Here is a 25,407-nt window from a genome sequence, read left to right on the forward strand (position 1 = left end):
TAGGAGTGAAGAGTTAGGAATTGTTAACCCCTAACTCCTAACTCCTAACTCTCTTTTTATTCCGTATTTAGTCGCACCTGCCCTTCGGGGTACGATATAAGTATGGCAACTATCGAAATCTTGGGCGTTCCACACGCATACGAGCTAACGGCTCCCACTTCCTGCCCCCACGCTTTAGTATTTATCCACGGTTGGCTTAATAGCCGTGGATATTGGCAACCTGTGATTTCCCGCCTATCAGATGATTTGCAGTGCCTTTCCTATGATTTGCGGGGTTTTGGTGAATCCCAGTCTCAGGTAAAAACTGATTTTAGTCGGGCACAAACGTCTATGAGTCTGATGCCCGTATCGAATATTGGGCTTGGTTCACCAATCGATTCTCTTTATACTCCTGTTGCTTATGCTCAGGATTTAGCTATTCTCCTAAAACAGCTGAATATTACCAGTGCTTGGCTAATTGGTCACTCTTTGGGAGGTACGATCGCTCTTTGGGGAGCAGATCAAATCCCAGAGTGTATCAAGGGAGTTATCTGCATCAACGCTGGCGGTGGTATTTACCTCAAAGAAGCCTTTGAGCAGTTTCGCTCGGCGGGTCAGAAATTTTTGCAAGTCCGCCCGCGTTGGCTCTCCCAAGTACCTTTGATTGATTTGCTGTTTACTAGAGCCAGTGTTGTTCGTCCTATAGACCGCCATTGGGCACGTCAGAGGCTGATTGATTTCGTTGTGGCTGACCCAGAAGCAGCGTTAGGAACTCTATTAGATTCCACAACTGAGGAAGAAATCAATCGTTTACCTGAGCTTGTATCCCAACTGAAGCAGCCAGTTTATTTTTTGGCTGGTGCTGAAGATAAGGTTATGGAACCCAAGTATGTACGCCATTTAGCTAGCTTTCACAGACTGTTTCAATATTGTGGTGACAATGTTCTAGAAATTCCTAATTGCGGACATTTGGCTATGTTAGAACAGCCGGATGAAGTGGCCGATCGCATTCGGTCAATAGTCATTAGTCATTAGTCATTAGGAATTGGGAATTGGGAATTGGGCATTGGGAATTGGTTATTCACAAATGACAAATGACAAATGACAAATGACCAATGACTACTAAACAGGTTGATATAGCTTCATTACCTGAGTCAACGCTAACCTAGACTCAACGCCTAATGTCAGGGGCGATGTATGACCATGAGATAGATGATCGGCGGCGGCACAGCCGATCATGGCGGCGTTATCGGTACAGAATTTGAGAGGGGGAAATAGGACGCGGAGGTTATGTTGAACCGCGGCGGCTTGGAGGTTTTTTCTCAATCCGCTATTAGCTGCTACACCGCCACCAATGGCAATTGTATCTAGACCATAGTCTAGGGCACAGGCGATCGCTCTTTTGGTTAGCGATCGCGCTACGGTTTCCTGAAAGCTAGCTGCTACATCTGCTACTGGCACTTGTCCACCATCTTTCTCTAATTGCTGCACTAAACGCAATACAGCCGTTTTTAACCCACTAAAACTCGCATCATAACGATGAAACCCCCCACCAGGTAAAGAAACTTTTCCTTCTGGTAACGCAAAGGCTTGCGGATTTCCCTGTTGTGCCAACTTGTCAATTACTGGCCCACCGGGATAACCCAGCTTTAACAATCGCGCCACTTTATCAAAGGCTTCACCCGCAGCATCATCACGAGTTTGTCCTAGTGTTTCGTAGCTACCACAATCCTTGACATAAATCAAGCTTGTATGTCCGCCAGAAACTAATAAACTCAAGAAAGGGGGATTTAAACTTGATTCGCTCAAGTAAGTTGCGTAAATGTGACCTTCGAGGTGATGAACTCCCAAAAATGGTTTTTTGTGTACCATTGCTAAGGTTTTGGCAGCAGTTAACCCTACTAACAGCGCTCCTACGAGTCCAGGCGCACAAGTGGCGGCAATTGCGTCAATTTGCTCCCAGTTTAGCTGGGCTTGATCTAGGGCTTGTGCGATCGCTTCATTAATTGTTTCCAAGTGTTGGCGAGACGCAACTTCTGGCACTACACCGCCATACTGCTGATGCACTGGAATTTGGGAGGCTACAATACTGCTACAAACTTTACGATTGTTAACAATTGCGACGGCAGTTTCATCACAGCTGGTTTCTATTGCTAAAACGGTTGTCATTGAGAGTAATCAGTGCTGAGTCTGGAGTCCTGAGTAACAGAGAGAAAATCTTGCTTCTTTACTACCCTACAACAACAATTCTTTACTCAGCACTCAGCACTCACAACTGGGCACTCCATTTTGGTTGAGAAGCTTTAACTTTTATTTACTTAAACTTTACTCGGTTCCCACCCAAGAGTATGATGACTTCCTAGTTATGCAAATAAACAGACTGTACAAGCCGCTTCGTTTTGTACAAAAAACTTCTTGTTTTGTAATAAAAGGAAACAACTCTATGCGACGATTGTTTGCTTTGATGTTAGCGATTTGTCTTTGGTTCAATTTTGCCTCCCCAGCACAAGCTTTAGGGGCTAATTTGACACCGTGCAAAGACAATCCCGCTTTCCAAGAGCTAGCAGCTAATGCCCGTAATACAACTGCTGACCCCGAATCCGGGAGAAAGCGGTTTGAGCGTTATTCTCAGGCACTGTGTGGGCCTGAAGGCTACCCCCACTTGATTGTTGATGGTCGTCTAGATCGGGCTGGTGACTTTTTGATCCCCAGCATTTTGTTTTTATATATTGCTGGTTGGATTGGCTGGGTAGGTCGTGCTTACCTGCAAGCGGTCAAAAAAGACCCGAACAGCGAACAAAAAGAAATCCAAATCGATCTTGGTTTGGCACTACCCATCATAGCGTCAGGCTTTACTTGGCCAGTAGCAGCAATCCAAGAATTACTCTCTGGAAAATTAGCAGCCAAAGATACAGAAATCCCCATTTCTCCACGCTAAATCAGCTTAACTAATTCACTCGTTTTGGAGATTAAATTCATGGCAGACAAAGGCGATCAATCATCCTATTTGATTAAATTTATTTCCACAGCACCTGTGGCAGCTACCATCTGGCTGTTCATCACAGCAGGTATCTTGATTGAATTCAACCGCTTTTTCCCCGACCTACTTTTCCACCCACTACCATAAGTGGAAAAAGGGATTTAGCACAGTTGAATATCTTGTGTTTTTCCTAAAACTATGTAGTTGATCTATTCAGCTTAATTAAGCAGAATTATCACCCAAATAGGCAGCACAAAGAGTTTTTTGAAACTCGCGATCCTGTTTACAGATTGCGAGTTTCACAGTTTAAAAACTAGCTAAATTAACTTTTCTAAACTTCTTAGCCAAAAGACATCTTTGGCTACAATTATTATTAATATAAAAATGCCACCATTTTAAATTTAGAGGCGAACATAAAATATGGCACAAGCTGTAGATGCATCAAAGAATCTCCCCAGCGATCCCAGAAATCGGGAAGTTGTTTTCCCTGCATTCCGCGATCCACAACTGGGCAACCTAGAAACCCCGGTTAATGCTTCTCCCTTGAGCAAGTGGTTTATTAATAACTTACCTGCCTATCGCCCAGGACTCGCTCCTGCCAGACGCGGTTTAGAAGTTGGTATGGCTCATGGTTACTGGATATTTGGCCCCTTTGCCAAACTAGGCCCACTGCGGGATACAGATAATGCGAATTTAGCTGGTTTACTGGCAGCGATTGGCTTAGTTGTTGTTCTGACAGCGGGTTTATCCCTTTACGCGAATAGCAATCCTCCAAAAGCGCTTGCCAGCGTTACAGTACCTAACCCTCCAGCAGATGCTTTTAACTCTAAAGAAAGCTGGAACAATTTTGCCAGTTCTTTCTTGATTGGTGGTATTGGTGGTGCAGTAGTTGCTTACTTTTTGACTAGCAACCTGGGACTAATTCAAGGTTTATTTGGTTAATTTAGAAATTAGGAGTTGGGAGTACAGACGCGATTAATCGTGTCTGTACTCCCAACTCCTAAACTTATTTAAACAAAACCCTTTCAATGTCATTTAAAGCAGTTTCAAAATCGTCATTAACGATTTCAATATCAAATTCATCTGCGGCTTGAATTTCTTCTTTAGCGCGGAGTAGACGACGAGCGATCGCTTCTTCAGAGTCTTGGGCGCGAGAGCGTATCCGTTTCTCTAATTCCTCAAAAGAAGGCGGTAAAATAAAAATGCTAAGGGCACTGGGGAAGGAAGCACGAATTTGTCTTGCACCTTCTAACTCAATTTCTAGCACTACTAACTTGCCAGATTGAATTTGGTTAAGTACAGCTTCACGGGGAGTGCCGTAATAGTTACCAGCAAATTCTGCCCATTCTAAAAACTCACCTTCAGCCACTAATTGTTCAAATTTAGTACGGCTGACAAAGTAATAATTTTTGCCATCGATCTCTCCTGGACGGGGAGAACGAGTCGTTGCGGATACGGAAAAATAAAGTTCTGGATGACGCTTTAGAAGCGATCGCATTAAAGTGCCTTTACCAACCCCACTAGGGCCAGTTAAAACAATCAACCTACCTAAATTTAAGCATTCTTCGGTGGTAGCATTACTCTGGCTCGGTAAAACTGGCATTATCCCCTCAACCTGTGAATCAATCAATAGATATTATTCATTAGTCCTGTGTTCCCGGCCTAGTCCACTAATGACTAAAGAATTTGTAGCAAGGGTGACAGAAAACTTATCTAATTCACATAGTACTACCGATACGGTAGAAAGAGGAGTAGGAATAATCAACTACTAGTCAATTATCTACAGTTTGATGATCGCGGGAAATTACAAAGCGATTCGCTACCGTTTCCGGCTGAATTGCTGACAGAATTACATGGCTGGAATCGGTGATAATTACAGCCCTAGTCCGACGGCCGTAAGTTGCATCAATCAGTTGGCCTCTGTCCCGTGCATCGGTAATAATCCGCTTAATTGGGGCAGACTCTGGACTGACAATTGCAACTACTCGGTTAGCAGACACAATGTTACCAAAGCCGATATTAATTAATTGAATCTCCATAAAAAAACTAACGCCAAAGGCGGTTTGAGAAGCTTGAAATCAACTTATTTCTATGTTATCGCCAAAGAACGGGAGTTACAACGCTTAAATTCAAGCCAGCCTTCGTTTTTAAATAATGTCTGCTTTTTTTTCGCTATTTATCGCCTAAATTTCCCGAAAATCTTTCCAAAGGTATAGGCGCAATTACACTGATACAAGCTAGTTGGATGATGTAATTTATTTTGTTTTAAACAAGTATCTGGCTCGGAAATTAATGGAGAACAAAATCAGCTGTTTGCAGAAGTTGGAAAAAGGGTAAAAAGTAATAAAAAGGAGTCAGAATTCAGAATTCAGGAGTCAGAATTGATAAATACTCTATTCATAAAGGAGTAGAGTTTTAATAAGTAATTTCGCGCTAGTTGCTTCTTTTGTAGTCGCGGCTGCACGGACTTGCTTGCAGGCTGCGCCTCTGTGGTTCATTATTTAGTTATCTCGGACACTTGTACGTAAGTCCTACAAACGATCGCTTCAGTCCACTCGATCTAGTTAGTTTTGCTATTAGCTTATAAATTCAGTTGTGGGCTGGATATTCTCCTCGATTCACAGCACGCATCCGTCGGACACTGCCAGCTTCACAATCGCGTAACCAAGTATTAACCCCTTGGGCAACAGTGCCATTACTACTATCCCGTGGCGGAGATACTGGTTGCTCTTTTGAATAGAAACCAATTTGAGAAAACATCATCACTAAACGCCAACCAGTTGTAGTTTTAGTTAACAACAGCCAGTGGAACTCCTGCAATTCGATCGCTTTCTTTCCTATATATTGCCGTTCCAAGGTAGTAAAGAAAACTTGCTCAACTCCTGATGCAGAGCTTTTAGACGCATCTGCACTATATTCTTCAAGGTTAAGGGGCAGAGGAGTAAACTCAGGTCTTCCTGCCACTACCATATAACTGTAAATATCACTGCTTCTGCTGAGGCGACGGGCGCGTTGGCTGGCGCGATTAGTATAACTAGGTAAATCTTGGAGTAAGTGTATAGTTAATGTCTCTAAATTTTGCTCAGAACACAAAGACTTCACCCCGTCTTTAATATTTTCCCTTTCTACTAAAACAGAGGGGTTAGGGGTGAAGTTTTTCGAGAAGGCTGGGTAAATAAAGCTATTTGATACTAAAACCCAAAAGCCACAAGCTAAAAGCCAACTATAATTTTCCTTCCTGAGCGAAGAGGTAAGATTTTTCTTCCCTACAGCCTGCACCCTGTTTCCCAGTTTCTCAATGACTCTTAGCTTCATGTCACTGTGGTTAACTCCTCAGCAATCCTCTTCCAGGCTAATTCCGGTTCGGTAGCAGCAATGATGGGACGGCCAATTACGAGATAATCTGCACCAGCACTGATTGCTTGTGCTGGAGTAAGCGATCGCTTTTGATCGCCTTTATCTGCCCAATTTGGTCTAACGCCGGGACAAACTAGTAAAAAGTCATCTCCACAAGTTTCTCGCAACTGTGCCGCCTCTTGGGGCGAACAAACTACCCCATCCAATCCTGCTTCTTGAGCCAGCAACGCCATTTCTAGGGCGTATTCTGGTAATTCTAGGGGAATCTTTAAATCAAACGCCAGTTGTCTAGCAGAAATGCTCGTTAATAAGCTAATAGCAATTAACTTAGGCGGTTTTACACCCGCTTGGGCAGCCCCTTCTTGGGCTGCTTCCGTTGCAGCTTTCAGGGCTTCTACACCAGATGTAGAATGAATTGTCAACAAATCTACCCCGTAACGAGCCGCACTACGACAAGCACCAGCCACAGTATTAGGGATATCGTGAAACTTTAAATCTAGGAAGATGCGCTTTTCCTTAGACTTCAGTACTTCCAGAATTTTTGGGCCAGTGCTGGTAAACAACTCTAAGCCGACTTTCCAAAAACCAACTTGCGGTAGTTGATCTATAAGAGCGATCGCAGCTTGTTCATCCGGCACATCCAAAGCCACAATAACTCGTTGTTTAGCCCCCATTCCCTATTCCCCATTCCCCATTTAAACTAAACGCACAAACTTATTTTTCCCAACTTGTAAAACCTTACCTTGTAACTGGGCAGAATCAGCAAAAGTAGTATCAACATCGGTAATGCGATCGCCATCTAAGCGCACGCCACCTTCTTGAATTTTCCGTTTACCTTCCCCTGTGCTTTTGCATAAGCCAGTGACATTGAGAATATATGCTAACTTAGCGGGATGCGATACTTCAGCTAGAGAAAATTCGGGAACTGCACCTTCCTTGCCGCCGCTTTGGGCTGCTTCTTTGGCTTCTTTAGCGGCTGTTTCGCTGTGGTACTGCTTGACAACTTCATAAGCTAAAAGTGTTTGGCGATCGCGGGGATTTTCTGGCAGATTATCCAAAGGTAAATCTGTCAGCAGTTCAAAATACTGCTCCAGTAGATTATCTGGAACCCCTTGTAATTTTTGATATTTTTGCCCCGGATGTTCTGACAACCCAATATAATTACCTAAAGACTTGGACATTTTTTGCACCCCATCTGTGCCAATCAAAATTGGCAGCAGCATCCCAAACTGGGGCTTTTGACCAAAATGGCGCTGCAAATCTCTGCCCACAGCGATGTTAAATTTCTGATCTGTCCCTCCCAATTCCACATCTGCCTCAACAGCAACGGAATCGAAACCTTGCATTAACGGGTATAGGAACTCATGGATAAAAATCGGATTCTCTTTTTTATAGCGATCGGCAAATCCTTCTTTCGCTAACATCTGCCCCACCGTCATCGTCGAGAGTAACTCTAAAATTTTCTCTAAGTTGAGCTTAGAAAGCCATTCGGAGTTATAACGCACCTCTAACCTTCCGGGTGTGTCAAAATCCAATATAGGACGTACTTGGTCAAGATAAGTCTGGGCATTTTGAGCGACATCTGCTTCTGTAAGCTGGCGGCGCACCTCAGATTTTCCAGTCGGATCGCCAATGCGTGCTGTAAAATCGCCAATAATTAGAACTGCTATATGGCCTGCATCTTGAAACGCTCGCAGTTTTCGTACTGGTATGCTATGACCTAGATGAATATCAGTACCAGTAGGGTCAATTCCCAACTTGATCCTCAAAGGTTTGTTTGTAGTTGCCAAACGTTTTTCTAGACTTTCACTGTTAACATCAACTGGTTGTGGAAAAACTTCTACAACACCACGACGCAGCCAAGCAAAATCTTGCGTCATACTAGAAAATCCACTGTTAGCTATGTTTTGCACGCTAGAAGTTAAGTTGGTTATAAACACTTGCAATTTATCCGCTTTCTCATCTGCCAAACTACTATAATTGCAAAAAATTAACCGCCTTGCTTCGTCCAATCAATTACAGTTAAATTTATAAGTGAGGAAGTGAAATCGCCGTGTCGTCTTCTAGGACTTTTGAAGATAAACAGCCACAACGTCGGGCTTCATCAGGTTTTGAGTTTTTGAAAGGAGTTGGTCAGGTAACTGGCGGTACTTTGCTCTCAATTACCATGTTGGCAAGTTCCATTGTAGCCGGAGGACTGGTTGGTTTAGCCATTAGTTTCCGTAATTTGCCAGATGTAAGACAGCTACGTAACTTCTTTCCCTCAGAAACAACTTACATCTATGACGTTAAGGGTAAACTTTTAACGAGTATCCACGGGGAAGCCAACCGAGAAGTCGTACCCCTAGATAGAATTTCCCCGAACTTAAAACGGGCAGTATTAGCAAGTGAAGATAGTCACTTCTACGATCACCACGGTATTAACCCCACTGGTGTTGGCCGCGCTATAGTAGTTAACGCTGTAGCAGGTGGAGTCAAAGAGGGTGGCTCTACTGTTACTATGCAATTGGTAAAAAACCTGTTTTTATCTCAAAAGCGTGCCTTTACCCGCAAGTTAGCGGAGGCAGTGCTGGCAATCAGGTTAGAGCAAATTCTTACCAAAGACCAAATTTTAGAAATGTACCTCAATCAAGTTTATTGGGGTCATAACAATTATGGTGTACAAACGGCAGCCCGCAGTTACTTTAATAAGTCATCAGAATATTTAACCTTGGGCGAGTCAGCAATGATGGCGGGTTTGATTCAAGCACCAGAAGAATTCAGCCCCTTTGTGAGCATGAAGCTGGCAAAACAGAAACAAAAAGAAGTGCTGGGGCGGATGCTGGAATTAAACTGGATCAACCAGTCAGAGTATGACAATGCCCTCAAGCAGGAAATCAAACTTGGTAGAATCAAATCTTTTCAAGGTAGTGCCCTACCTTATGTAACCAACACCGTAGCGCAGGAATTAGCTAAAAAGTTTGGGCGTGAGACACTACTCAAAGGTGGGATGCGCGTGCAAACGACAGTTGATGCCAAGTTCCAAATAATGGCAGAGGAAACTGTTGTTAAGTGGCATAAAACACTTTTAGATCAAGGATTATCTAAGAATCAAATGGCCCTAGTGGCAATTGATCCGCGCACGCATTTTATTAAAGCATTGGTGGGTGGTATAGATCCTAAGATTAGTGAATTCAATCGTGCGACTCAATCTCAACGTCAGCCTGGATCTTCTTTTAAACCGTTTGTATACTATACTGCTTTTGCTACTGGTAAATATGGCCCAGACTCGACGGTGGTAGATTCCCCAGTCAGTTATCGAGATGGTAACGGTTGGTACTTTCCCAGAAATTATGATGGCGGTTTTAGCGGAGCTATGCCAATCCGCAGAGCTTTAGCCCAATCGCGCAACATTCCGGTGATTAAGATTGGTAAGGCTGTGGGGATGAATAGAGTGATCGAAACTTGTCGTACCTTGGGTATTATGAGTCCGATGGAACCTGTTACTTCCTTGCCGCTTGGTGCAATTGGTGTTACACCTCTGGAAATGGCTAGTGCTTATGCCACCTTTGCTAATTATGGCTGGCAGTCACCACCAACTGTAATTGCCCGTGTCACCGATAGTAGTGGTAACGTATTACTAGACAACACTCCCAAGCCTCAGCTAGTTCTCGATCCTTGGGCATCGGCAGCAATTCTTGATGTCATGCGATCGGTAATTTCTGAAGGTACTGGTAAAGGTGCTGCGATCGGTCGTCCAGCCGCCGGGAAGACGGGAACAACATCATCAGAAAAGGATATTTGGTTTGTTGGCACTGTGCCACAGTTAACAACTGCGGTTTGGGTAGGGAGAGACGACAACAGACAATTAGCTGACCATGCAACAGGTGGTGTTATGGTCGCTCCTATTTGGAAAGATTTTATGGAGAAGGCACTTAAAAACACACCCGTAGAAAACTTCAAGCCACCTTCTCAGTTTTCTCGCCCCAAGTCACAATAAAGTTAGGAGTTAGGAGTTAGGAGTTATTAACTAATATCACGCCTGATATAGCTTTAACCTGGGTTCCATAAGGTTTTCCAAAATTAACCAAAACTCTAATTTTGCAAAAATCAAGGAAATAACAAAGGTTTCAAGACCTAATTTACATAACTTCTAACTTCTAACTTTTGTTAAGCCTGTTTTTCTAGCTCGGTTTTCATCCGCTCTAAAGTCAGGTGCATTTGGTCAAACATTTGTTGCGGAGTGACACCGAATTGACCTAATTGCGTTTTCAATTGTTCTACGGTCATTTGTGCCATAAAATCTTCTGATAGCTCGAAACGCTTCATAAAGATGCGATAGCGATCCATCATGGCTTCCATTTGCTCAATAAACAGCTTTTTGCCATCGCGGTCAAATTTGCCGTAGTTGTTACCAAGCTTGATTAGTGCTTGGTAATCGTCAAATAGCTGTTTTGCTTCTTGCTGAATTATCTCAGAATCGAAGAATCCCATATTGCTTATACTAAACTGAGTGTCCAGACTCAGTAGCTTAATAGTTTTACTTCTATTTATTATTTTAGTCTAGGTGAGTAATCTGATGACGAAGCTTCGGTTTTAGTACGGTTTGTTACCCAAATTTCAACACTTGACTTGAGAACCTTTTTTCTGTGTAAACCGACTTAATAAAGCCGCAATACTCATAGCTTTAGCCATTGATTTAGGATTGGTGTTTTCGCCCAGTTTAATTTTCAGTTCGGAAGCATATTTCAAAGCTAGTGAATTTTGCGGGTTAAGTTTTAATGCTTGACAGATGTAAACCCTAGCCATCCCCATAAATTTCTGTTTGAAATGTACCAAACCTAATAAGGCGTAATAGTCGCTGTTATTTGGCTCTAACTTGATGGCATCGCGCAGTTCTTGTACGGCTAGGGGCCATTTGGTTAGTCTGACGTATTCAATAGCTCGCTGGTAATGACGTTGAGCGTAGTTTGTCAAAACTGGTTTGACTTCAGTTAATGTCAATTCAACTGGGTTGACTTCTACTTTAGGGATGATGGGAACAACTTTTTGTGGTAGGAAGAGGTCTGGTTTATGGAAGCGTAAGTATACTAAATTTAGTCTAGTGATCTGTTGCGTCACTTGATAAAACTGATCTAGTGATTTGTATTGAGCTTCTGCATAACAGGCGATCGCTTCTTCGTAAAACAATTCTGCTTCGGGTGTAGGCATTTCCATCATTTCCTGAGCTATGGCATTTTTAGAAGACAAAGGCTTCTGCTCCAAAACTCTCGTATCCGATCGCAGCATCGCGATCGCAATTAAGCGCTTCTGTCGATTTTTCAGTTTTGCATAAGCTGGGTTGATTAAATGGCTAAATATTGCCGTTGCTAATTCTTGGTCTGAATTACAGCTTTTGGCATGGCGATCGGGATGTAGCAGTTTCGCTAAAGTGTGATAGCGTTTGAAAATCTGGCGATCGTCAGCAATCACAGAGATTCCTAGCACAGCGTAAGGATCGCAAAGCTTTTCAACCCATCCCGGCGGTAGTAAGGTCTGTGACATAGTAGTAATAAAGCTGTTAAAAACTTAAAATTAGCATCAAAGCTCAATGCACAGTCATGTGAAACTTACTCAAATTTCTTCAAAATTGTGTAGGACTTTCAAAAGTCTCAAGGGCAAGCCAGGGTAGTTGACTGTCTGATTGTAGAAACTGTGGTATTGATAGATTTATTAGAAATATGTTGACTAAGCGCAAAAGTCGAAGTATTGCTGCTGTTTTAGCTTTTTCTGGCACGCTGACAATTTCAGGATTGCATAAATTCTATCTAGGACAGCCTTTTTGGGGTGTTTTGTATGTATTACTTTCCTGGACACCCATCCCCAAGGTAGCCAGTGCTATTGAGGGAGTTTGGTATTTAGCCCAAGACGAAGAAGCTTTTGATCGTAATTTTAATCTTGGCAAGTCAGCGACAAGAAACTCACAAAAGGTAAGTAATCAGGTAGGAGCGATGGCTGAGGCAATGCGAGAATTAGATGCTTTGCGTCAGGATGGATTGATTTCAGAGTATGAGTTTGAGCAAAAGCGCCGCCAATTGCTAGACCAGATTTCTTAAATAGTTCGTAATTCGTAATTCGTAATTCGTAATTATGTAAGCGAAAAGGGGATTTCAACCCCAATCGCATTACAATCAACCCTTATGGGATGGGGACTTGACCTCAATATTGGTTAAAGTAAGCGATATGAATAACTGGCTATCTTTGAACCCCAGGCTGCAAAAACTCCGCGCCAAGCTTCTCAACGATCCCTACTATCGCCTCCAATCTGGTGAAGAAATTCAGATCGCGGCAAAATTAGGTATTCGCATTGATGCAAATCAAGCAACTGTGGATGATTGGTTACGTTTACCAGGTTTGTCAATTCACCAAGCGCGATCACTTGTAGAACTTTCGCATTGTGGTGTTAAATTTTACTGTATTGAAGATATCGCCGCAGCTTTGGCTATACCAGCGCCGCGCCTGGAGCCTTTAAAGCCTCTGCTGAATTTTATTTACTATGACCACGAATCTCTAGAAAGTCCTACTCACTTAGTCAATCCAAATACAGCAACAGTCGAAAAGTTAGCACAAATTCCATTTATAGATTTGTCTTTAGCGCAAGCAGTGGTTCAAAATCGGCAATCAGTCGGGCCTTACCGTAACCTAGCTGATTTTCAACGAAGGCTGGAGTTACCTGGTGATGCGATCGCTCAACTAATGTATTATTTAAAGTTTTAAGTTAGAAGTTTTAAAATAACTCCTAACTCTGCTAATTTTAGATTTTGAGTCGCACGGTGCGCTTACAGCGCAACTCGGATTGAAGGAAAAATCTAAAATCCAAAATTGATTAAATAAACCCGATGCGATCGAGAGGCCAAAAACGAAATGTTGCCCGACCGATGACGTTTTTTCTGGGTAAAAAACCCCAATAGCGAGAGTCATTACTATCGTTGCGGTTATCTCCCATGACAAAAAATTCGTCTTCTGGGACTTTCACTGGTTGATATGGCTGATTTGGTGGTTCAGCGATGTAATCTTCTGCCAAGGGTTGACCGTTGAGGTAGACTTTGCCAGCATTAACACTAATTACTTCACCAGGCTGGCCAATAACCCGCTTGATAAAAGCTTGGTCTTTGGGATATCCTCGACGTTGTAGTTCTGCGGGTGGCTGAAAAACAATAATATCTCCAGTTATGGGAGGATGAAAATGGTAGGATACTTTTTCAACTACCAAGCGATCGCCAGTGTGTAAGGTTGGCAGCATCGAATCCGAAGGGATATAGCGGGGTTCGGCGATAAAAGTCCTGATTAGAAGTGCTAAAAATAATGCGATCGCAACTAAAATCAGATTTTCTTGCCAACTACGCCATACTTTTAACGATGCACGTTCTTCTTTTGCATCACTTTCGTGAGGAATCATAAAAATTTGTAGCCAGTTTCAAAAGTGGGACAAATACCTTGATTATTTTGACTCAAAATGTATACTAATAAACAATCTAGATTCTGCATAAACTCATACACATATTAAATAATACAGTTATTACATCTACCAAACGCAAGTAAAAGTACTCTAAATAAACGATGACCTGTCTTAGGCAATATAAGCTAATCATTAAGATTCCTAGATCATTAAGAATCCTAATTCTAATTGCTGCAATTATAAGATAAGTTATTAAAAATTTTCAGTTTTACTTCCTCCTGCCCTATGCCTTTCTTCTGTAAAGACTGATATGATGTGCAGTAAATTATTTATAGTTTTCGCCTTAACCCACCCCAAGGCATTGCGAGGTTCACCATAGGGCGAATGGGGTAGTTTTATGATGAGTAATTGAGCAGATTTGATATGAGTTGAAGAAAAATATATTTTGATAGGTCTTATTAAGTGATATTACATAAAATTGCTCCACGCTCAAATGTATTTTTAAATACAAAATTTCAGATCCTTTAAGTTTTAATAGTAAAAATGAGAACATACAGTATTTAAGTGTAAAACTGAATAGTTTAATAGGATAAGTGCCACACAGGAATCAATATTGATTTGAAAAAACTCAGTACAACTGACAAAGCCTTCTTTCTTATTGACCATTGACTACTTACGCAAGGAGGTGTATCTACGCCAAGCTGTCCTAACAGAAACCGAAGTAGATGCTTAGATTATTACAATTTTAACAACTTGCCTAGATATAATCTATTTTTTACGTAATTACACGGTAACACTACATGTTAGATTGTACTATTAATAAGATATAAATCTCAGAGATTATCGAGAACAAGATTAACAGACAAAAGTCACTAGCAATTTAAGCTAAAAGTATCAGCATTAAAAATAGGACTAAACTGCCGATAAAATTATTTTTGCTAAATGAGTCAAAAGTATCTAGATTAACTCATAAGTGCCCCTTGCCAATGAGAAACTATATTTAATCAATTGTCGTCTAGTCTATTTCATGAAAGTGCAAGGTAATATTCTGTCAGTTAAAAATTTAACTTTTTCTTAAAAAGGAAGTAATTGCAGCAGGCAGTAGAATATATCTTATCAAGAATAAAACTAATGATTTCATAGACTATTTTTTGAAAGATACCCTTATCTTTGTAAGTAGTTTTGTATGTTAATCAAATAATTCCCAAAGTTGTATAACTTGCAACTTTAATGTCAGAAAGTCTGAAGATAAAGACTTCAGCGCGCGAAAACTGCAATTTGTCAGCGCAATGTTCTAGCTCATCTTATTTATAAAGCTATAAAACTTGAAATGATAATGTTGCTTTAGCGGTGAAATGAAAAACAGAAACTAATTCATAATTCCTCTTTCAGAGGATGTTGTTGTGTGGCTAATTATCTAATTTTGCTCCTTTAAAGCGGTATAGTTCTGTCTTCTAAATGGTAAATGTTCGTTAGCCCCAATTCCAATTTTCAGCATTACCAGAAAATAACTGGTATCTAAGGTATCTAAAAAATGTGCTATAACGTACCGTCATAACCGTGGTTGATGGTTCGATATTTGAAGGAGCTATGAGGTGGAAAACAATAAGTCGTTTCTGTGGCCAGAAGGAATATTAATTGCACTGCTTGCTTTAGGTGGTGTTTTTAGCCTTGCTTTTATGATGCTTCTAAGACCAAATGCTTCGGAAGCTCAGATTAGACAAAATATAGATATCAAGGATGTAGCTGCAAACGTAGGAACTCAGCAGCGCATTGAGAAATTAAAAGCAGCAATGCTTACAAGTTGGCAACAAGAAGCACAAACAAAAGGACTATCTTATGCACTACCATCACGTTTTCAAGGGGCAATAATTAAGGAGGCGAAACTCACTAACCCAGAGAAAGTGATTGCTCTCACCTTTGATGATGGCCCTTGGCCTGACACTACAGAACAAGTATTAAATATTCTAAAATCAAATAATATCAAAGCAACGTTTTTTGTCGTTGGGCAGAACCTAAAAAATTTTCCAGAAATAGGAAAGAAAATTGTAACTGAAGGTCACGTCATTGCTAACCATACTTGGCATCACTGGTATCATTTCTTTAATCAACAAGCGGCAGCTTATGAAATTGACCGCACAACAGACTTAATTTATCAAATTACAGGCGCTAAAACAAATCTTTTCCGACCACCTGGTGGTATGCTGCACAATGGATTAGCTGCTTATGCTAAAGGGCAGAAGTATGCTGTAATCATGTGGTCTGCTGACTCTACGGACTACAAATTACCAGCTGTACCAAAGTTGATAAATAATGTAATTAAAGATTCAAAGCCTGGTGGGATTGTGCTGATGCATGATGGTGGTGGGAACCGTTCTAGAACTATACAAGCTTTACCGGAAATTATTAGCAACTTTAGAAAACAAGGCTATCGCTTTGTGACTATTCCAGAACTTTTAGAAATACAAGATGCAGACCAAAAATTGCTTGCTAATAAAAAGCAATAATTATTAATTATGGTTATGTAGTAACCAGACGATGTAACATTACCAATGCTTCTCACAATATTTTTTGCATCACCTTTTCCTGTACCACCAAGCTCTCTAGAGTTCTTAATACTTCTGGCAATAATATTTTGGCTACTTTTTTTGGAGTGCAAGTATAGCTATATTTATGATGAAAAAAGTATTTCGCTGGCGTTCATAAATTCCTAAACTATCAATGTAACCTTTTTCTATTTTTTTGTTGTAAAAGTATTGATTTTGAGATTATTCTTTGGGATGTTTGACGGAGCTATTACACGAGTGTTTTTAATTAAAATTATTAAGCATACGCTGCCGTAAATCCTTGGTAGGCACAATTCATGAATTGTGCCTACTTCATTTTAATTCCGATGTTTAATGAGTAGTTACTAAACTAAACTCAGTTGTTTTTTGTTCAGGATCGGCTTCAGGGCTATCAGCTTCAGAGGGCGGAACTAACTGCCAGAATTTCGGCAAAAATTCTTGCCAGTTTTGCAGAATTTTCTTTGCTTTTGGTGAAGCAGTGCGTTCCGCATGAGTTTTGATTAACTCTTGCAGTTGTTTTGCACCTGCTTCTGTAATCACCCTCTGTATTTTGACAATTTCGGGGTTGACTAACTCTCTAAATGAGTCATCTTCATCTAAGAAGTATGCCAGTCCACCAGTCATGCCAGCAGCTACGTTACGTCCTACCTTGCCAAGGACGACAATTACACCACCAGTCATGTATTCACAGCAGTGATCCCCAGCGCCTTCAATCACTGCTATGCCTTTGGAGTTTCTCACAGCAAATCGTTCTCCGGCTAGACCATTGGCAAATAACACGCCACCAGTAGCACCATAAAGGCAGGTATTGCCAACTATGACATTTTGTGATGCGTTATATGTAGCATCAGTTGGAGGTTTGATGATGATTTCACCACCATGCATCCCTTTACCTACGTAGTCGTTTGCTTCTCCTTCCAGAGTCAGAATTATGCCGGGGAGATTGAATGCACCAAAGCTTTGGCCAACGCTACCAGTGAAGTTGAGATTAATTTGCCCCTCAAAGCCACTGTCACCATATTGAGAAGCGATCGCTCCCGCTAATCTTGTACCCACTGTTCTGTCAGTATTGATAATCGGATAAGTCTTGGTGACGCTAGACTGATCCCTAATGGCAGTCTGAATATCGAGATCGGCAAGGAACTTGTCATCCAAAACCACGCCGTTGCTATGGACTTCTTCATGCACTAACCAGCTACGATTGTCTCTGGTATCTGGCAATTTAAGTAAACAGTCTAGGTTTAGCGATCGCGTTTTGGTAAGTTTTGCCTCTTCGCGCAGTTTCAACAAATCTGCACGCCCAATGATTTCTGACAAAGAACGGTAGCCAAGTCGTGCTAACAAACTCCGCACTTCTTCAGCGATGAAGTAGAAGAAGTTGACAACCTGTTCTGGTATTCCCGTAAACCGCTTACGGAGTTCTTCTTGTTGAGTAGCAACACCCACAGGGCAAGTATTCTTATGGCAAACTCGCGCCATAATACAGCCTTCAGCAATCATGGCGATGGAACCGAAACCGAATTCTTCAGCACCCATCAATGCACCTATTACCACATCCCAACCACTTTTAAGTCCGCCATCTACACGCAAAATCACGCGGTCGCGCAAACTATTTTCCATCAAAACGCGATGCACTTCGCTTAAACCCAATTCCCACGGCGAACCAGCGTGTTTAATAGAACTAAGCGGAGATGCACCTGTACCACCATCATGTCCAGAAATTTGGATGATATCAGCGTTTGCTTTAGCCACACCAGCCGCGATCGTACCAATACCAACTTCTGAAACTAGCTTTACCGATACCTTTGCTTTGGGATTAATTTGGTGCAGATCGAAAATCAGTTGCGCTAGGTCTTCAATAGAATAGATGTCATGGTGCGGTGGCGGTGAAATCAGCGTTACACCTGGCTTCGAGCGTCTTAACATCGCAATGTATTGGCTCACCTTTGGCCCTGGCAGTTGTCCACCTTCCCCAGGCTTGGCACCTTGGGCAATTTTGATTTCAATTTGTTGGGCGTTGACTAGGTACTCTGGCGTGACACCAAAGCGTCCCGATGCAACTTGCTTAATGGCACTATAGGCTTTATCGCCATTCCGCAATCCTTTTAAATGAGGTAGGGTTGGTGAGTTACCAGACTCGTCTACATCATCTAAAACTTTATAGCGCACTGGGTCTTCGCCACCTTCCCCAGAGTTCGATTTACCACCGATGCGATTCATGGCGATCGCTAAAGTTTCATGGGCTTCTCTTGACAAAGCGCCTAAAGACATGCCACCTGTGCAAAAACGTTTGACAATATCAGCTACTGACTCTACTTCTTCTAGAGAAATTGGGGTACGTTCGCCTTGAAAATCTAGCAAGTCCCGCAATGCCGTTACTGGTCTGCCTTGGAGATGCTTTTTGTAAACTTCGTAGTGGTCGTAGTTTTTGCCATCTAGAGCCTTATGTAGCGCCTTAACCATTTCGGGGCTATTCATGTGGTACTCGCCGCCAGGACGGTACTGCACAAAACCCAGGTTTTCTAATTTCTTCGTCGTCAGTTCTGGGAAAGCTTTGACGTGGAAAGAAAGTACTTCATCAGCGAGTTCGCTAATACTTAAACCACCGATACGGGAAGTTGTACCACGAAATCCTAGTTCGATTAAATCTCCACCGAGGCCAATCGCTTCAAAAATTTGGGCTGCTTGATAGCTGGAGAGCAGAGAAATTCCCATCTTAGAGAGAATTTTGAGTAAGCCTGACTCTACGGCTTTGCGATAGTTTCCTAAAGCTTCTTCTACATTGAGGGTTGGAAGTTTTTTCACCTCCATTAACTTTTGGGTTTTAGGATCGACGCACCAATCACGCACCGTATCTAAAGCCATATACGGACAGACTGCACCAGCACCATAGCCAATCAGACAAGCAAAGTGATGAGTACTCCAACATTGAGCAGTATGGACAATCAGGGATGTTTTCATCCGCAACCCTTCCCGAATCAGGTGATGATGTACAGCACCCACTGCTAATAGGGGAGGAATGTATGTGTTTTCTGGGCTGATTCCGTCATTTCCCTTATCGCTTAAGATTAAAATCTTTGCACCTGCGCGGACTGATTCAGCTGCTTGTGCTTGTAAAGATTGGACTGCGGCTTTCAATCCTTCAGGGCCAGGAGCGATCGCAAATAAGGTTGACAACTCGGCTGTGGCAAATCCTGACAGCTTAATTGCCTCTAATTCACCATCTGTTAACACTGGCGATTCAAGTTTCAATCTCCGAGCATATTCGGCTTTGGGTTCTAATAAGTTACCCCGTTCACCCAGTTCGACTTTCAAAGACATCACTAGCTTTTCCCGCAGGGGATCAATTGCTGGGTTAGTTACCTGAGCAAAGCGCTGTTTGAAATAGTCATAAAGTAGGTGGGGTTTTGTTGACAGCACCGCTAAAGGAATATCATCCCCCATGCAGAAAGTCGGTTCTGAACCTGCGATCGCCATTTGGTGAATCACCATTTCTACATCTTCTGTGGTGTAGCCAAAGGCAGTTTGAAGTTGCAGTAAGGTTTGCTTGTCAATTGTTACTTTTTCTTGGTCATTTGTTATTTGTCCTTTGCCATTGCCATTTGCTAATGACCCATGACCGACCAATGACTTTAATTCTTGACGGTACTGTTGCAGCCATTCACCATAAGGATGCTGCTTGGCGATGCGCTGCTTAATTTCCCAATTCTTCAGCACTTCATGATTGACTAAATCCACAGCAATCATTTGTCCTGGGCCGAGTCTACCTTTTTCGACAATATCGGCTTCTGGAAAGTCCACCACACCAGTTTCGGAAGCGACAACAATGTAGTCATCTTTGGTGATTACGTAGCGGGCTGGTCTTAAACCATTACGATCTAGTGTTGCACCAACTTTTTTGCCATCGCTGAATACTAAAAGGGCTGGCCCGTCCCACGCTTCTTGCAGACCACTGTAATATTCGTAGAAATCAACAATTTCTGGAGAGTCATTTAAAGAAGGTTGATTTTTGTAAGCCTCTGGAACCATAATCATTAAAGCTTCCAAGGGGCTGCGTCCAGAACACACCAGTAATTCTAGTACGTTGTCTAGGGTTGCTGAGTCGCTGTTATCGATATGAACTAATGGTTTGAGTTCCTTAATGCGATCGCCCCATACCGGATGATTCAGGCTAGCTTCTCGTGCCATCATCCAGTTGATGTTACCCAACAAGGTATTGATTTCGCCGTTGTGACCCAAAAGCCGCATTGGTTGAGCTAACGGCCATTTGGGCATCGTGTTAGTACTAAAGCGGCGATGATAGACAGCAAAGGCGCTTTTGTAAGCTGGATTTTTTAAATCTTGATAAAATTCTCCCAATACGGCAGAACGCACCATGCCTTTGTAAACAATTGTTCGGCTTGACAACGAGCAGATATAAAATTCTTCTGAGATATTGGTTGCAACTTTACTAATTCGGCGGCGGGTAATATACAACTGTCTTTCTAATTCATCGCCACTTTTGTCAACAGAAGCTAACAAAACTTGTTCAATCTGGGGTTGATTTTCTCTCGCTTGTACACCCAGTAAATCAGATTGCACTGGCACTACTCGCCAACCCAGTACAATCAAGTTTTCTTCGGTTGCTACTTGCTCAACTGCTTCCCTAGCTTTTTGTGCTGCTTGTTGGTCTTGTGGGAGAAATATCATCCCTACAGCTATATTATTGATGGATGGAAATTCCTTTCTCCTTTCGGTAAAGTCTTGTTGCAACAAATCCCAAGGGATAGCTGTCAAAACTCCAGCACCATCACCGGAGTCTTGATCGGCACTACAACCTCCCCGGTGTTCTAAACAGGTTAAAGCAGCTAAAGCTTTTTCGACAATTTCGTGGCTGGTATGATTCTCACGATGAGCAATAAAACCTACACCACAGGCATCTCGTTCTTCTACTAACCACTTTTGCCCCTGATAGATGTCTCTTGAGTTTATATTCGCTGTGATTTTCTGGTCTTGATTCATCGGTTGATTATTCATACCCTGTTCCTGAAGTATTGAGTTACCAATTTTGCCACTACTTATGGGAAAAAAATTCTAAATTTCACGATGGAGAAATATATAAGCACCGAAATTTAGGGAAAAAAAATTTTAACTTCGGTTTTGCTTTCTTAGTTTCCCCGTGTTAAAATAGTTGCGTATTTTTTATGTATTTATGCGGTGTTACACAACTTACTCCCGCCAAGACATAATTTTTGCCCTGACAGTTTCTTTTTTATATTGTGAAGCTAAGTATTTTCTCAATTCCCTTTTTCCAGATGCACTGTAGCTACTCTATAGAGCCTATTGCGGCTCACCTGAAACAAAATTAAAAGCTGTCCTATGTTTTAAAGCCAAACTCATCCTGAGCCTGCAATAAAATCAGCGTATTACAATATATACCCATTTGACAATTCCCAAATATTGTTATTGTCTGGAGTTTTTCTGCTTACCAGCTGACACATATATTACTATTAATTAGACCTCACTGAAATAGCAACATTCAGTCAGGATCGAATATCTTAATCTAGTTTTGATAACCAATACTACCGTGTATAGTCTGGTTAAAATTAGTGCCAGTTAAAACACTTGATTGCAGTGGCTTTAGCGTCTAAATTTATTTGTTTATAAAAGATATGAGTACCCAATATATAGAATAACATCTTTTTTAAGAAATAAAGTCATGTTATCTTTATATTCCCAAATAATTAGTTAGTTTATAACCTTGGGTGATATTTTTCAAAAGTAACTATTAAATTATGGTAAAAATGCCGAGTTGTTGCCAATTAGGGATTAGCGATCGCAGATTTTTCCGGGCTACGGTGTCACCAATACTTTTAACAGTACTGTACTTAACGAGTACCTGTGTTACCAACGCTCAGGAGTCGAACACCAAACAAATACCGATTTCCCAGTTACCTGTACCACCTTCAACAGGGGTGGCATCCTCTGGTAATCAAATTTCCCTCAATGGTCGTACTTTACCAGGAACTTGGTTGCAGCGACCTGGAAAATCTGGTCAGGTAACAACTCATCTCAGCGATGGGGTATTTAGGCAATTAATTGGAGTAAATTTCTTAAGCAGTAGTAACTCAGCGAAGCAACCAATACAGTGGTTTTCATCGGTGACAACGCCACTGGTTTTATCCACCAGGCTACTAGGAGCATATCGCTACCTTGATATTAGCAATTTTGCTCAAACATCTGGATGGGAAATCCGAACCAATGGAAACACCTTGGTGATTGTTACTCCAAAGGTACAAATTACAAATATAGTTCAGAGCCAGGAACCTCCAGAGGCAAGCGCCCCTTTGCAACAGACTCGCATACTTGTAAATTTAGATCGTCCAACTCCTTGGCAAGTAGCACAAGGAGGAGCGATCGCAAAACCACAAACTCCATCTTCCGATCCAGACACGCCAACTCCCAAACCCACCACACCGCCAAATCGAGAGTGGACAATTACCCTAGATGGAATAGCCGATCCCATTTTAATAGAACGCTATACCCCCCAACCACCAGCAGCACCACCAACATTACTGCCAAATTTACTCAAACAATTATTACCTGTTGCACCAACACAACCAAGACCACCATCGCCTGAGCCATTGATTCAAAAAGTGGAGGTAGTGAAAAACCAAACGATTATTAGTTTGAGCGTTCCCTTTGGTCTATCACCTCAAGTTAGTACTATCGCTAACCCCAATCGCCTGATTATCGATATTCGACCCGATCCTTTAGAAGAACGAGATATTACTTGGGCTCCAGGATTACGCTGGCGACAGAATTATGTCAACTTAGGCACAGAACGCTTTCCGGTAGTCTGGTTAGAAGTCAATCCCCGTAAATTTGGGCTAACGCTGAAACCTATGTGGGCTAGCCCTGATGGGCTGGCGGGTACTGCTCCCTTAATTCAAACAGCCCAACGTTACTTAGCAGTAGGTGGAATTAACGGTGGTTATTTTAATCGCAATAACAGATTACCATTGGGTGCGATTCGTCGGGATAATCAGTGGTTATCAGGCCCAATTCTTAACCGGGGTGCGATCGCTTGGAATGATTCAGGTCAATTTTACTTCGGTCGTCTCACCTTAGAAGAAACTTTAATTACTGCAAATAACCAGCGCTTACCAATTCTGTTTCTTAACAGTGGCTACGTCCAGAGTGGCATTGCCCGTTACACCCCAGCTTGGGGAGCAACTTACACACCCCTAACGGATAACGAAATTATCCTAGTGGTACAGAAAGACCAAATTACTCAACAGCTACCAGGTGGCAAAGTTGGTGAGACAGCCGTTCCCATTCCCCAAGATGGCTACCTACTAACTTTACGTGCTAACGCTGCCAGCACTGCTTCACAGTTACCTCTTGGAAGCGCAGTAAGTATTTCCAGCAGTACTACTCCTACTGATTTTAGTCGTTATCCCCACATTATCGGAGCAGGCCCGCTATTAATCCAAAATCGTCAAATTGTCCTTGATGCCAAAGCCGAAAAATTCAGCAATGCCTTTATTGCAGAAAAGGCTATTCGTAGCGGCATTTGTACAACTGCAACAGGCACACTGATGATAGCTGCTGTGCATAATCGTGCTGGCGGTTATGGGCCTACATTAGCCGAACATGCCCAACTAATGCAACAGATGGGCTGTGTAGATGCTTTAAATTTGGACGGTGGTAGTTCTACCAGCCTTTACTTAGGAGGGCAACTACTTGACCGATCGCCTAGTACTGCTGCTCGTGTTCATAATGGAATTGGTATTTTCCTGAAACCACGATAAGAGGGAATGGGGAATGGGGAAGCAGGGGGAGAAAGAATAAAGGACTAATACCCAATTCCCAATTCCCAATCTTTTTTTAAAGTTTAGAACAAGCTATCATTTTGCTTGATGAAGACTTAATGTAGATACAACAGTTTTAGCAGTGATGATTTACACCGTTACGTTTGATTTTGTTATGTTTATCAAGGTGCAACAAAATTGCTGGTTTTCAACGTTGCAAAATAGCGCCAGATTTTTTATCAATACTTAAGAGTACTAACGGTTTGTTATGTCTTCAAATGAGGTAACTATGGCTAGATATCAAGAAACTACACAGACTGAAACTCTACACCTACCTTCAAGTATCACTTCCAGAGGCATTGCTGCAACTGAGTTACGTCCTTGGGGTGCTTTTACAGTCTTAGAAGAAGGGCGCGGATACAAAATCAAGCGTATTGAAGTTAAGCCCGGACATCGCCTCAGTTTACAAATGCACCACCATCGCAGCGAACATTGGATTGTCGTCTCTGGTACAGCTAGGGTGACTTGTGGTGAGCAAGAAGTACTACTGAGTAATAATGAGTCAACCTATGTACCCCAATGTACATCTCACCGTTTAGAGAATCCTGGCGTGATTCCCTTAATATTAATTGAAGTGCAAAATGGCGAATACTTGGGAGAAGATGACATTATTCGTTACCAAGATGACTATGCCCGTACTAAGGATTAAAGCTTTAATCTAAAAACTGAATATATTTTTGTGTAAACCGTCTTTGCGAACCACTACACCCCAGAAGTCCCTACCTAGTTAAGGTAAGGACTTCTGCTTGTTGTGCTATAAATGTAGTAATAGCGATCGCGCTCATGACTTTGGTAATTTGAAATTTTCGAGAAGTTAAGAGTTAACCTATCTGTCTGTAAAATGAAGATGGGGTATTTAATTGCAAAAATCGAGTTCCATGATTCATTTGAGTCAAGCAGCTGCAAGTGAAATTGGGCGAATAAAGTCCAAGCATCAGCCAAATGTCTTGTTTCGATTGGCAGTAAAACCAGGTGGTTGTTCTGGATTATTTTATGATATGTCCTTCGATGAAGCAATAAAAGTTGGCGACCAGGTTTTCGACTTGGATGAGATTCGAGTAGTCATAGATGCTACAAGCACAAATTACCTCAACGGTTTGAGGGTAGATTATTCAGAAGACTTAATGGGTGGTGGTTTTCGGTTTGATAATCCCCAAGCGATCGCAACCTGTGGCTGTGGCAATTCCTTTTCCACAAGCGATCAATAATTTTTAATTAGCGATCGTTTGCTAATCATAAAGGAAAAATTACAAT

General features: G+C 41.9%; 21 protein-coding genes. 11 read left to right on the forward strand and 10 right to left on the reverse strand.

Going from position 1 to position 25,407, the window contains the following annotated elements:
- The first annotated feature begins 102 nt into the window (after positions 1 to 102).
- Complete coding sequence (locus RMZ41_RS05250; RefSeq protein WP_322640556.1) at positions 103 to 1,014, forward strand: alpha/beta hydrolase; 912 nt, start codon at positions 103 to 105, stop codon at positions 1,012 to 1,014.
- An 87-nt stretch (positions 1,015 to 1,101) separates the two neighbouring features.
- Here RMZ41_RS05250 and tsaD read toward each other — a convergent pair whose 3' ends face one another.
- Entirely contained in the window at positions 1,102 to 2,148 is a 1,047-nt protein-coding gene (gene tsaD, locus RMZ41_RS05255; RefSeq protein ID WP_322640557.1) for a tRNA (adenosine(37)-N6)-threonylcarbamoyltransferase complex transferase subunit TsaD, read from the reverse strand.
- Positions 2,149 to 2,422: 274 nt separating this feature from the next.
- On the opposite strand from tsaD, the gene RMZ41_RS05260 reads away from it, so the two are divergent.
- The 3 genes from RMZ41_RS05260 (at position 2,423) to RMZ41_RS05270 (ending at position 3,901) form a co-directional block, all read left to right on the forward strand.
- Positions 2,423 to 2,917, forward strand: a complete 495-nt coding sequence (locus RMZ41_RS05260) for a Photosystem I reaction center subunit III (protein WP_322734510.1) — start codon at positions 2,423 to 2,425, stop codon at positions 2,915 to 2,917.
- A 39-nt stretch (positions 2,918 to 2,956) separates the two neighbouring features.
- Positions 2,957 to 3,106 (forward strand): photosystem I reaction center subunit IX, encoded by a 150-nt coding sequence (psaJ, locus tag RMZ41_RS05265; protein ID WP_069070099.1) that lies wholly within the window; start codon positions 2,957 to 2,959, stop codon positions 3,104 to 3,106.
- A gap of 273 nt (positions 3,107 to 3,379) precedes the next feature.
- The gene (locus RMZ41_RS05270; protein WP_322640559.1) at positions 3,380 to 3,901 is read left to right on the forward strand and encodes a photosystem I reaction center protein subunit XI; all 522 of its coding nucleotides are present in this window, start codon (positions 3,380 to 3,382) and stop codon (positions 3,899 to 3,901) included.
- 64 nt (positions 3,902 to 3,965) lie between these two features.
- Here RMZ41_RS05270 and gmk read toward each other — a convergent pair whose 3' ends face one another.
- The 5 genes from gmk to tyrS form a co-directional block, all read right to left on the reverse strand.
- Positions 3,966 to 4,562: a guanylate kinase gene (gene gmk / locus RMZ41_RS05275; RefSeq protein ID WP_409874744.1), complete on the reverse strand. Its 597-nt coding sequence runs from the start codon at positions 4,560 to 4,562 to the stop codon at positions 3,966 to 3,968.
- A gap of 169 nt (positions 4,563 to 4,731) precedes the next feature.
- Positions 4,732 to 4,998 carry an extracellular matrix/biofilm regulator RemA gene (remA, locus tag RMZ41_RS05280; RefSeq protein ID WP_012410221.1) on the reverse strand — a complete coding sequence of 89 codons (267 nt, stop codon included), beginning with the start codon at positions 4,996 to 4,998 and terminating at the stop codon, positions 4,732 to 4,734.
- 550 nt (positions 4,999 to 5,548) lie between these two features.
- Positions 5,549 to 6,274: a hypothetical protein gene (locus tag RMZ41_RS05285; protein ID WP_322640560.1), complete on the reverse strand. Its 726-nt coding sequence runs from the start codon at positions 6,272 to 6,274 to the stop codon at positions 5,549 to 5,551.
- Positions 6,271 to 6,990, reverse strand: a complete 720-nt coding sequence (gene pyrF, locus RMZ41_RS05290; protein WP_322640561.1) for an orotidine-5'-phosphate decarboxylase — start codon at positions 6,988 to 6,990, stop codon at positions 6,271 to 6,273. The genes RMZ41_RS05285 and pyrF overlap by 4 nt, the downstream gene beginning before the upstream one ends.
- Before the next feature lie 21 nt (positions 6,991 to 7,011).
- On the reverse strand, positions 7,012 to 8,196 hold the full coding sequence (tyrS, locus tag RMZ41_RS05295) for a tyrosine--tRNA ligase (RefSeq protein WP_322640649.1): 1,185 nt from the start codon (positions 8,194 to 8,196) through the stop codon (positions 7,012 to 7,014).
- 173 nt (positions 8,197 to 8,369) lie between these two features.
- On the opposite strand from tyrS, the gene RMZ41_RS05300 reads away from it, so the two are divergent.
- Complete coding sequence (locus RMZ41_RS05300) at positions 8,370 to 10,295, forward strand: transglycosylase domain-containing protein (RefSeq protein WP_322640562.1); 1,926 nt, start codon at positions 8,370 to 8,372, stop codon at positions 10,293 to 10,295.
- Positions 10,296 to 10,465: 170 nt separating this feature from the next.
- Here RMZ41_RS05300 and RMZ41_RS05305 read toward each other — a convergent pair whose 3' ends face one another.
- The gene (locus RMZ41_RS05305) at positions 10,466 to 10,789 is read right to left on the reverse strand and encodes a DUF1825 family protein (RefSeq protein ID WP_174712523.1); all 324 of its coding nucleotides are present in this window, start codon (positions 10,787 to 10,789) and stop codon (positions 10,466 to 10,468) included.
- Positions 10,790 to 10,915: 126 nt separating this feature from the next.
- Complete coding sequence (locus tag RMZ41_RS05310) at positions 10,916 to 11,839, reverse strand: J domain-containing protein (protein ID WP_322640563.1); 924 nt, start codon at positions 11,837 to 11,839, stop codon at positions 10,916 to 10,918.
- Between the two features lie 176 nt (positions 11,840 to 12,015).
- Here RMZ41_RS05310 and RMZ41_RS05315 point away from each other — a divergent pair, with 176 nt between their 5' ends.
- On the forward strand, positions 12,016 to 12,390 hold the full coding sequence (locus RMZ41_RS05315) for an NINE protein (protein ID WP_322640564.1): 375 nt from the start codon (positions 12,016 to 12,018) through the stop codon (positions 12,388 to 12,390).
- Positions 12,391 to 12,517: 127 nt separating this feature from the next.
- Positions 12,518 to 13,051, forward strand: a complete 534-nt coding sequence (locus tag RMZ41_RS05320) for a ComEA family DNA-binding protein (RefSeq protein WP_322640565.1) — start codon at positions 12,518 to 12,520, stop codon at positions 13,049 to 13,051.
- A 109-nt stretch (positions 13,052 to 13,160) separates the two neighbouring features.
- Here the strand turns inward: RMZ41_RS05320 and lepB are convergent, their stop codons facing one another.
- Positions 13,161 to 13,733: a signal peptidase I gene (lepB, locus tag RMZ41_RS05325; RefSeq protein ID WP_322640566.1), complete on the reverse strand. Its 573-nt coding sequence runs from the start codon at positions 13,731 to 13,733 to the stop codon at positions 13,161 to 13,163.
- 1,595 nt (positions 13,734 to 15,328) lie between these two features.
- Between lepB and RMZ41_RS05330 the strand changes: the two genes are divergently transcribed.
- Positions 15,329 to 16,240, forward strand: coding sequence for a polysaccharide deacetylase family protein (locus RMZ41_RS05330; RefSeq protein ID WP_322640567.1), 912 nt, complete (start codon positions 15,329 to 15,331; stop codon positions 16,238 to 16,240).
- Between the two features lie 390 nt (positions 16,241 to 16,630).
- Here RMZ41_RS05330 and gltB read toward each other — a convergent pair whose 3' ends face one another.
- Complete coding sequence (gltB, locus tag RMZ41_RS05335; protein WP_322640568.1) at positions 16,631 to 21,316, reverse strand: glutamate synthase large subunit; 4,686 nt, start codon at positions 21,314 to 21,316, stop codon at positions 16,631 to 16,633.
- Positions 21,317 to 22,083: 767 nt separating this feature from the next.
- Here gltB and RMZ41_RS05340 point away from each other — a divergent pair.
- The 3 genes from RMZ41_RS05340 (at position 22,084) to RMZ41_RS05350 (ending at position 25,361) form a co-directional block, all read left to right on the forward strand.
- Entirely contained in the window at positions 22,084 to 24,093 is a 2,010-nt protein-coding gene (locus RMZ41_RS05340) for a phosphodiester glycosidase family protein (protein WP_322640650.1), read from the forward strand.
- Between the two features lie 289 nt (positions 24,094 to 24,382).
- Complete coding sequence (locus tag RMZ41_RS05345; protein ID WP_322640651.1) at positions 24,383 to 24,802, forward strand: cupin domain-containing protein; 420 nt, start codon at positions 24,383 to 24,385, stop codon at positions 24,800 to 24,802.
- 229 nt (positions 24,803 to 25,031) lie between these two features.
- Positions 25,032 to 25,361 carry an iron-sulfur cluster assembly accessory protein gene (locus tag RMZ41_RS05350; protein WP_322640569.1) on the forward strand — a complete coding sequence of 110 codons (330 nt, stop codon included), beginning with the start codon at positions 25,032 to 25,034 and terminating at the stop codon, positions 25,359 to 25,361.
- Positions 25,362 to 25,407: the final 46 nt, after the last annotated feature.

Source organism: Nostoc sp. DedVER02, assembly GCF_034530675.2.
Classification (GTDB): Bacteria; Cyanobacteriota; Cyanobacteriia; order Cyanobacteriales; family Nostocaceae; genus Nostoc.

Excerpts from the sequence above, each read along its gene's own strand:
- RMZ41_RS05310 (WP_322640563.1), bottom strand. The coding sequence starts at position 11,839 with ATGTCACAGACCTTACTACCGCCGGGATGGGTTGAAAAGCTTTGCGAT.
- gmk (WP_409874744.1), bottom strand. The coding sequence starts at position 4,562 with ATGCCAGTTTTACCGAGCCAGAGTAATGCTACCACCGAAGAATGCTTA.
- RMZ41_RS05270 (WP_322640559.1), top strand. The coding sequence starts at position 3,380 with ATGGCACAAGCTGTAGATGCATCAAAGAATCTCCCCAGCGATCCCAGA.
- pyrF (WP_322640561.1), bottom strand. The coding sequence starts at position 6,990 with ATGGGGGCTAAACAACGAGTTATTGTGGCTTTGGATGTGCCGGATGAA.
- RMZ41_RS05340 (WP_322640650.1), top strand. The coding sequence starts at position 22,084 with ATGCCGAGTTGTTGCCAATTAGGGATTAGCGATCGCAGATTTTTCCGG.
- RMZ41_RS05305 (WP_174712523.1), bottom strand. The coding sequence starts at position 10,789 with ATGGGATTCTTCGATTCTGAGATAATTCAGCAAGAAGCAAAACAGCTA.
- remA (WP_012410221.1), bottom strand. The coding sequence starts at position 4,998 with ATGGAGATTCAATTAATTAATATCGGCTTTGGTAACATTGTGTCTGCT.
- RMZ41_RS05250 (WP_322640556.1), top strand. The coding sequence starts at position 103 with ATGGCAACTATCGAAATCTTGGGCGTTCCACACGCATACGAGCTAACG.
- psaJ (WP_069070099.1), top strand. The coding sequence starts at position 2,957 with ATGGCAGACAAAGGCGATCAATCATCCTATTTGATTAAATTTATTTCC.
- tyrS (WP_322640649.1), bottom strand. The coding sequence starts at position 8,196 with ATGACGCAAGATTTTGCTTGGCTGCGTCGTGGTGTTGTAGAAGTTTTT.
- RMZ41_RS05345 (WP_322640651.1), top strand. The coding sequence starts at position 24,383 with ATGGCTAGATATCAAGAAACTACACAGACTGAAACTCTACACCTACCT.
- lepB (WP_322640566.1), bottom strand. The coding sequence starts at position 13,733 with ATGATTCCTCACGAAAGTGATGCAAAAGAAGAACGTGCATCGTTAAAA.
- RMZ41_RS05350 (WP_322640569.1), top strand. The coding sequence starts at position 25,032 with ATGATTCATTTGAGTCAAGCAGCTGCAAGTGAAATTGGGCGAATAAAG.
- RMZ41_RS05285 (WP_322640560.1), bottom strand. The coding sequence starts at position 6,274 with ATGAAGCTAAGAGTCATTGAGAAACTGGGAAACAGGGTGCAGGCTGTA.
- RMZ41_RS05315 (WP_322640564.1), top strand. The coding sequence starts at position 12,016 with ATGTTGACTAAGCGCAAAAGTCGAAGTATTGCTGCTGTTTTAGCTTTT.
- RMZ41_RS05260 (WP_322734510.1), top strand. The coding sequence starts at position 2,423 with ATGCGACGATTGTTTGCTTTGATGTTAGCGATTTGTCTTTGGTTCAAT.
- gltB (WP_322640568.1), bottom strand. The coding sequence starts at position 21,316 with ATGAATAATCAACCGATGAATCAAGACCAGAAAATCACAGCGAATATA.
- tsaD (WP_322640557.1), bottom strand. The coding sequence starts at position 2,148 with ATGACAACCGTTTTAGCAATAGAAACCAGCTGTGATGAAACTGCCGTC.
- RMZ41_RS05320 (WP_322640565.1), top strand. The coding sequence starts at position 12,518 with ATGAATAACTGGCTATCTTTGAACCCCAGGCTGCAAAAACTCCGCGCC.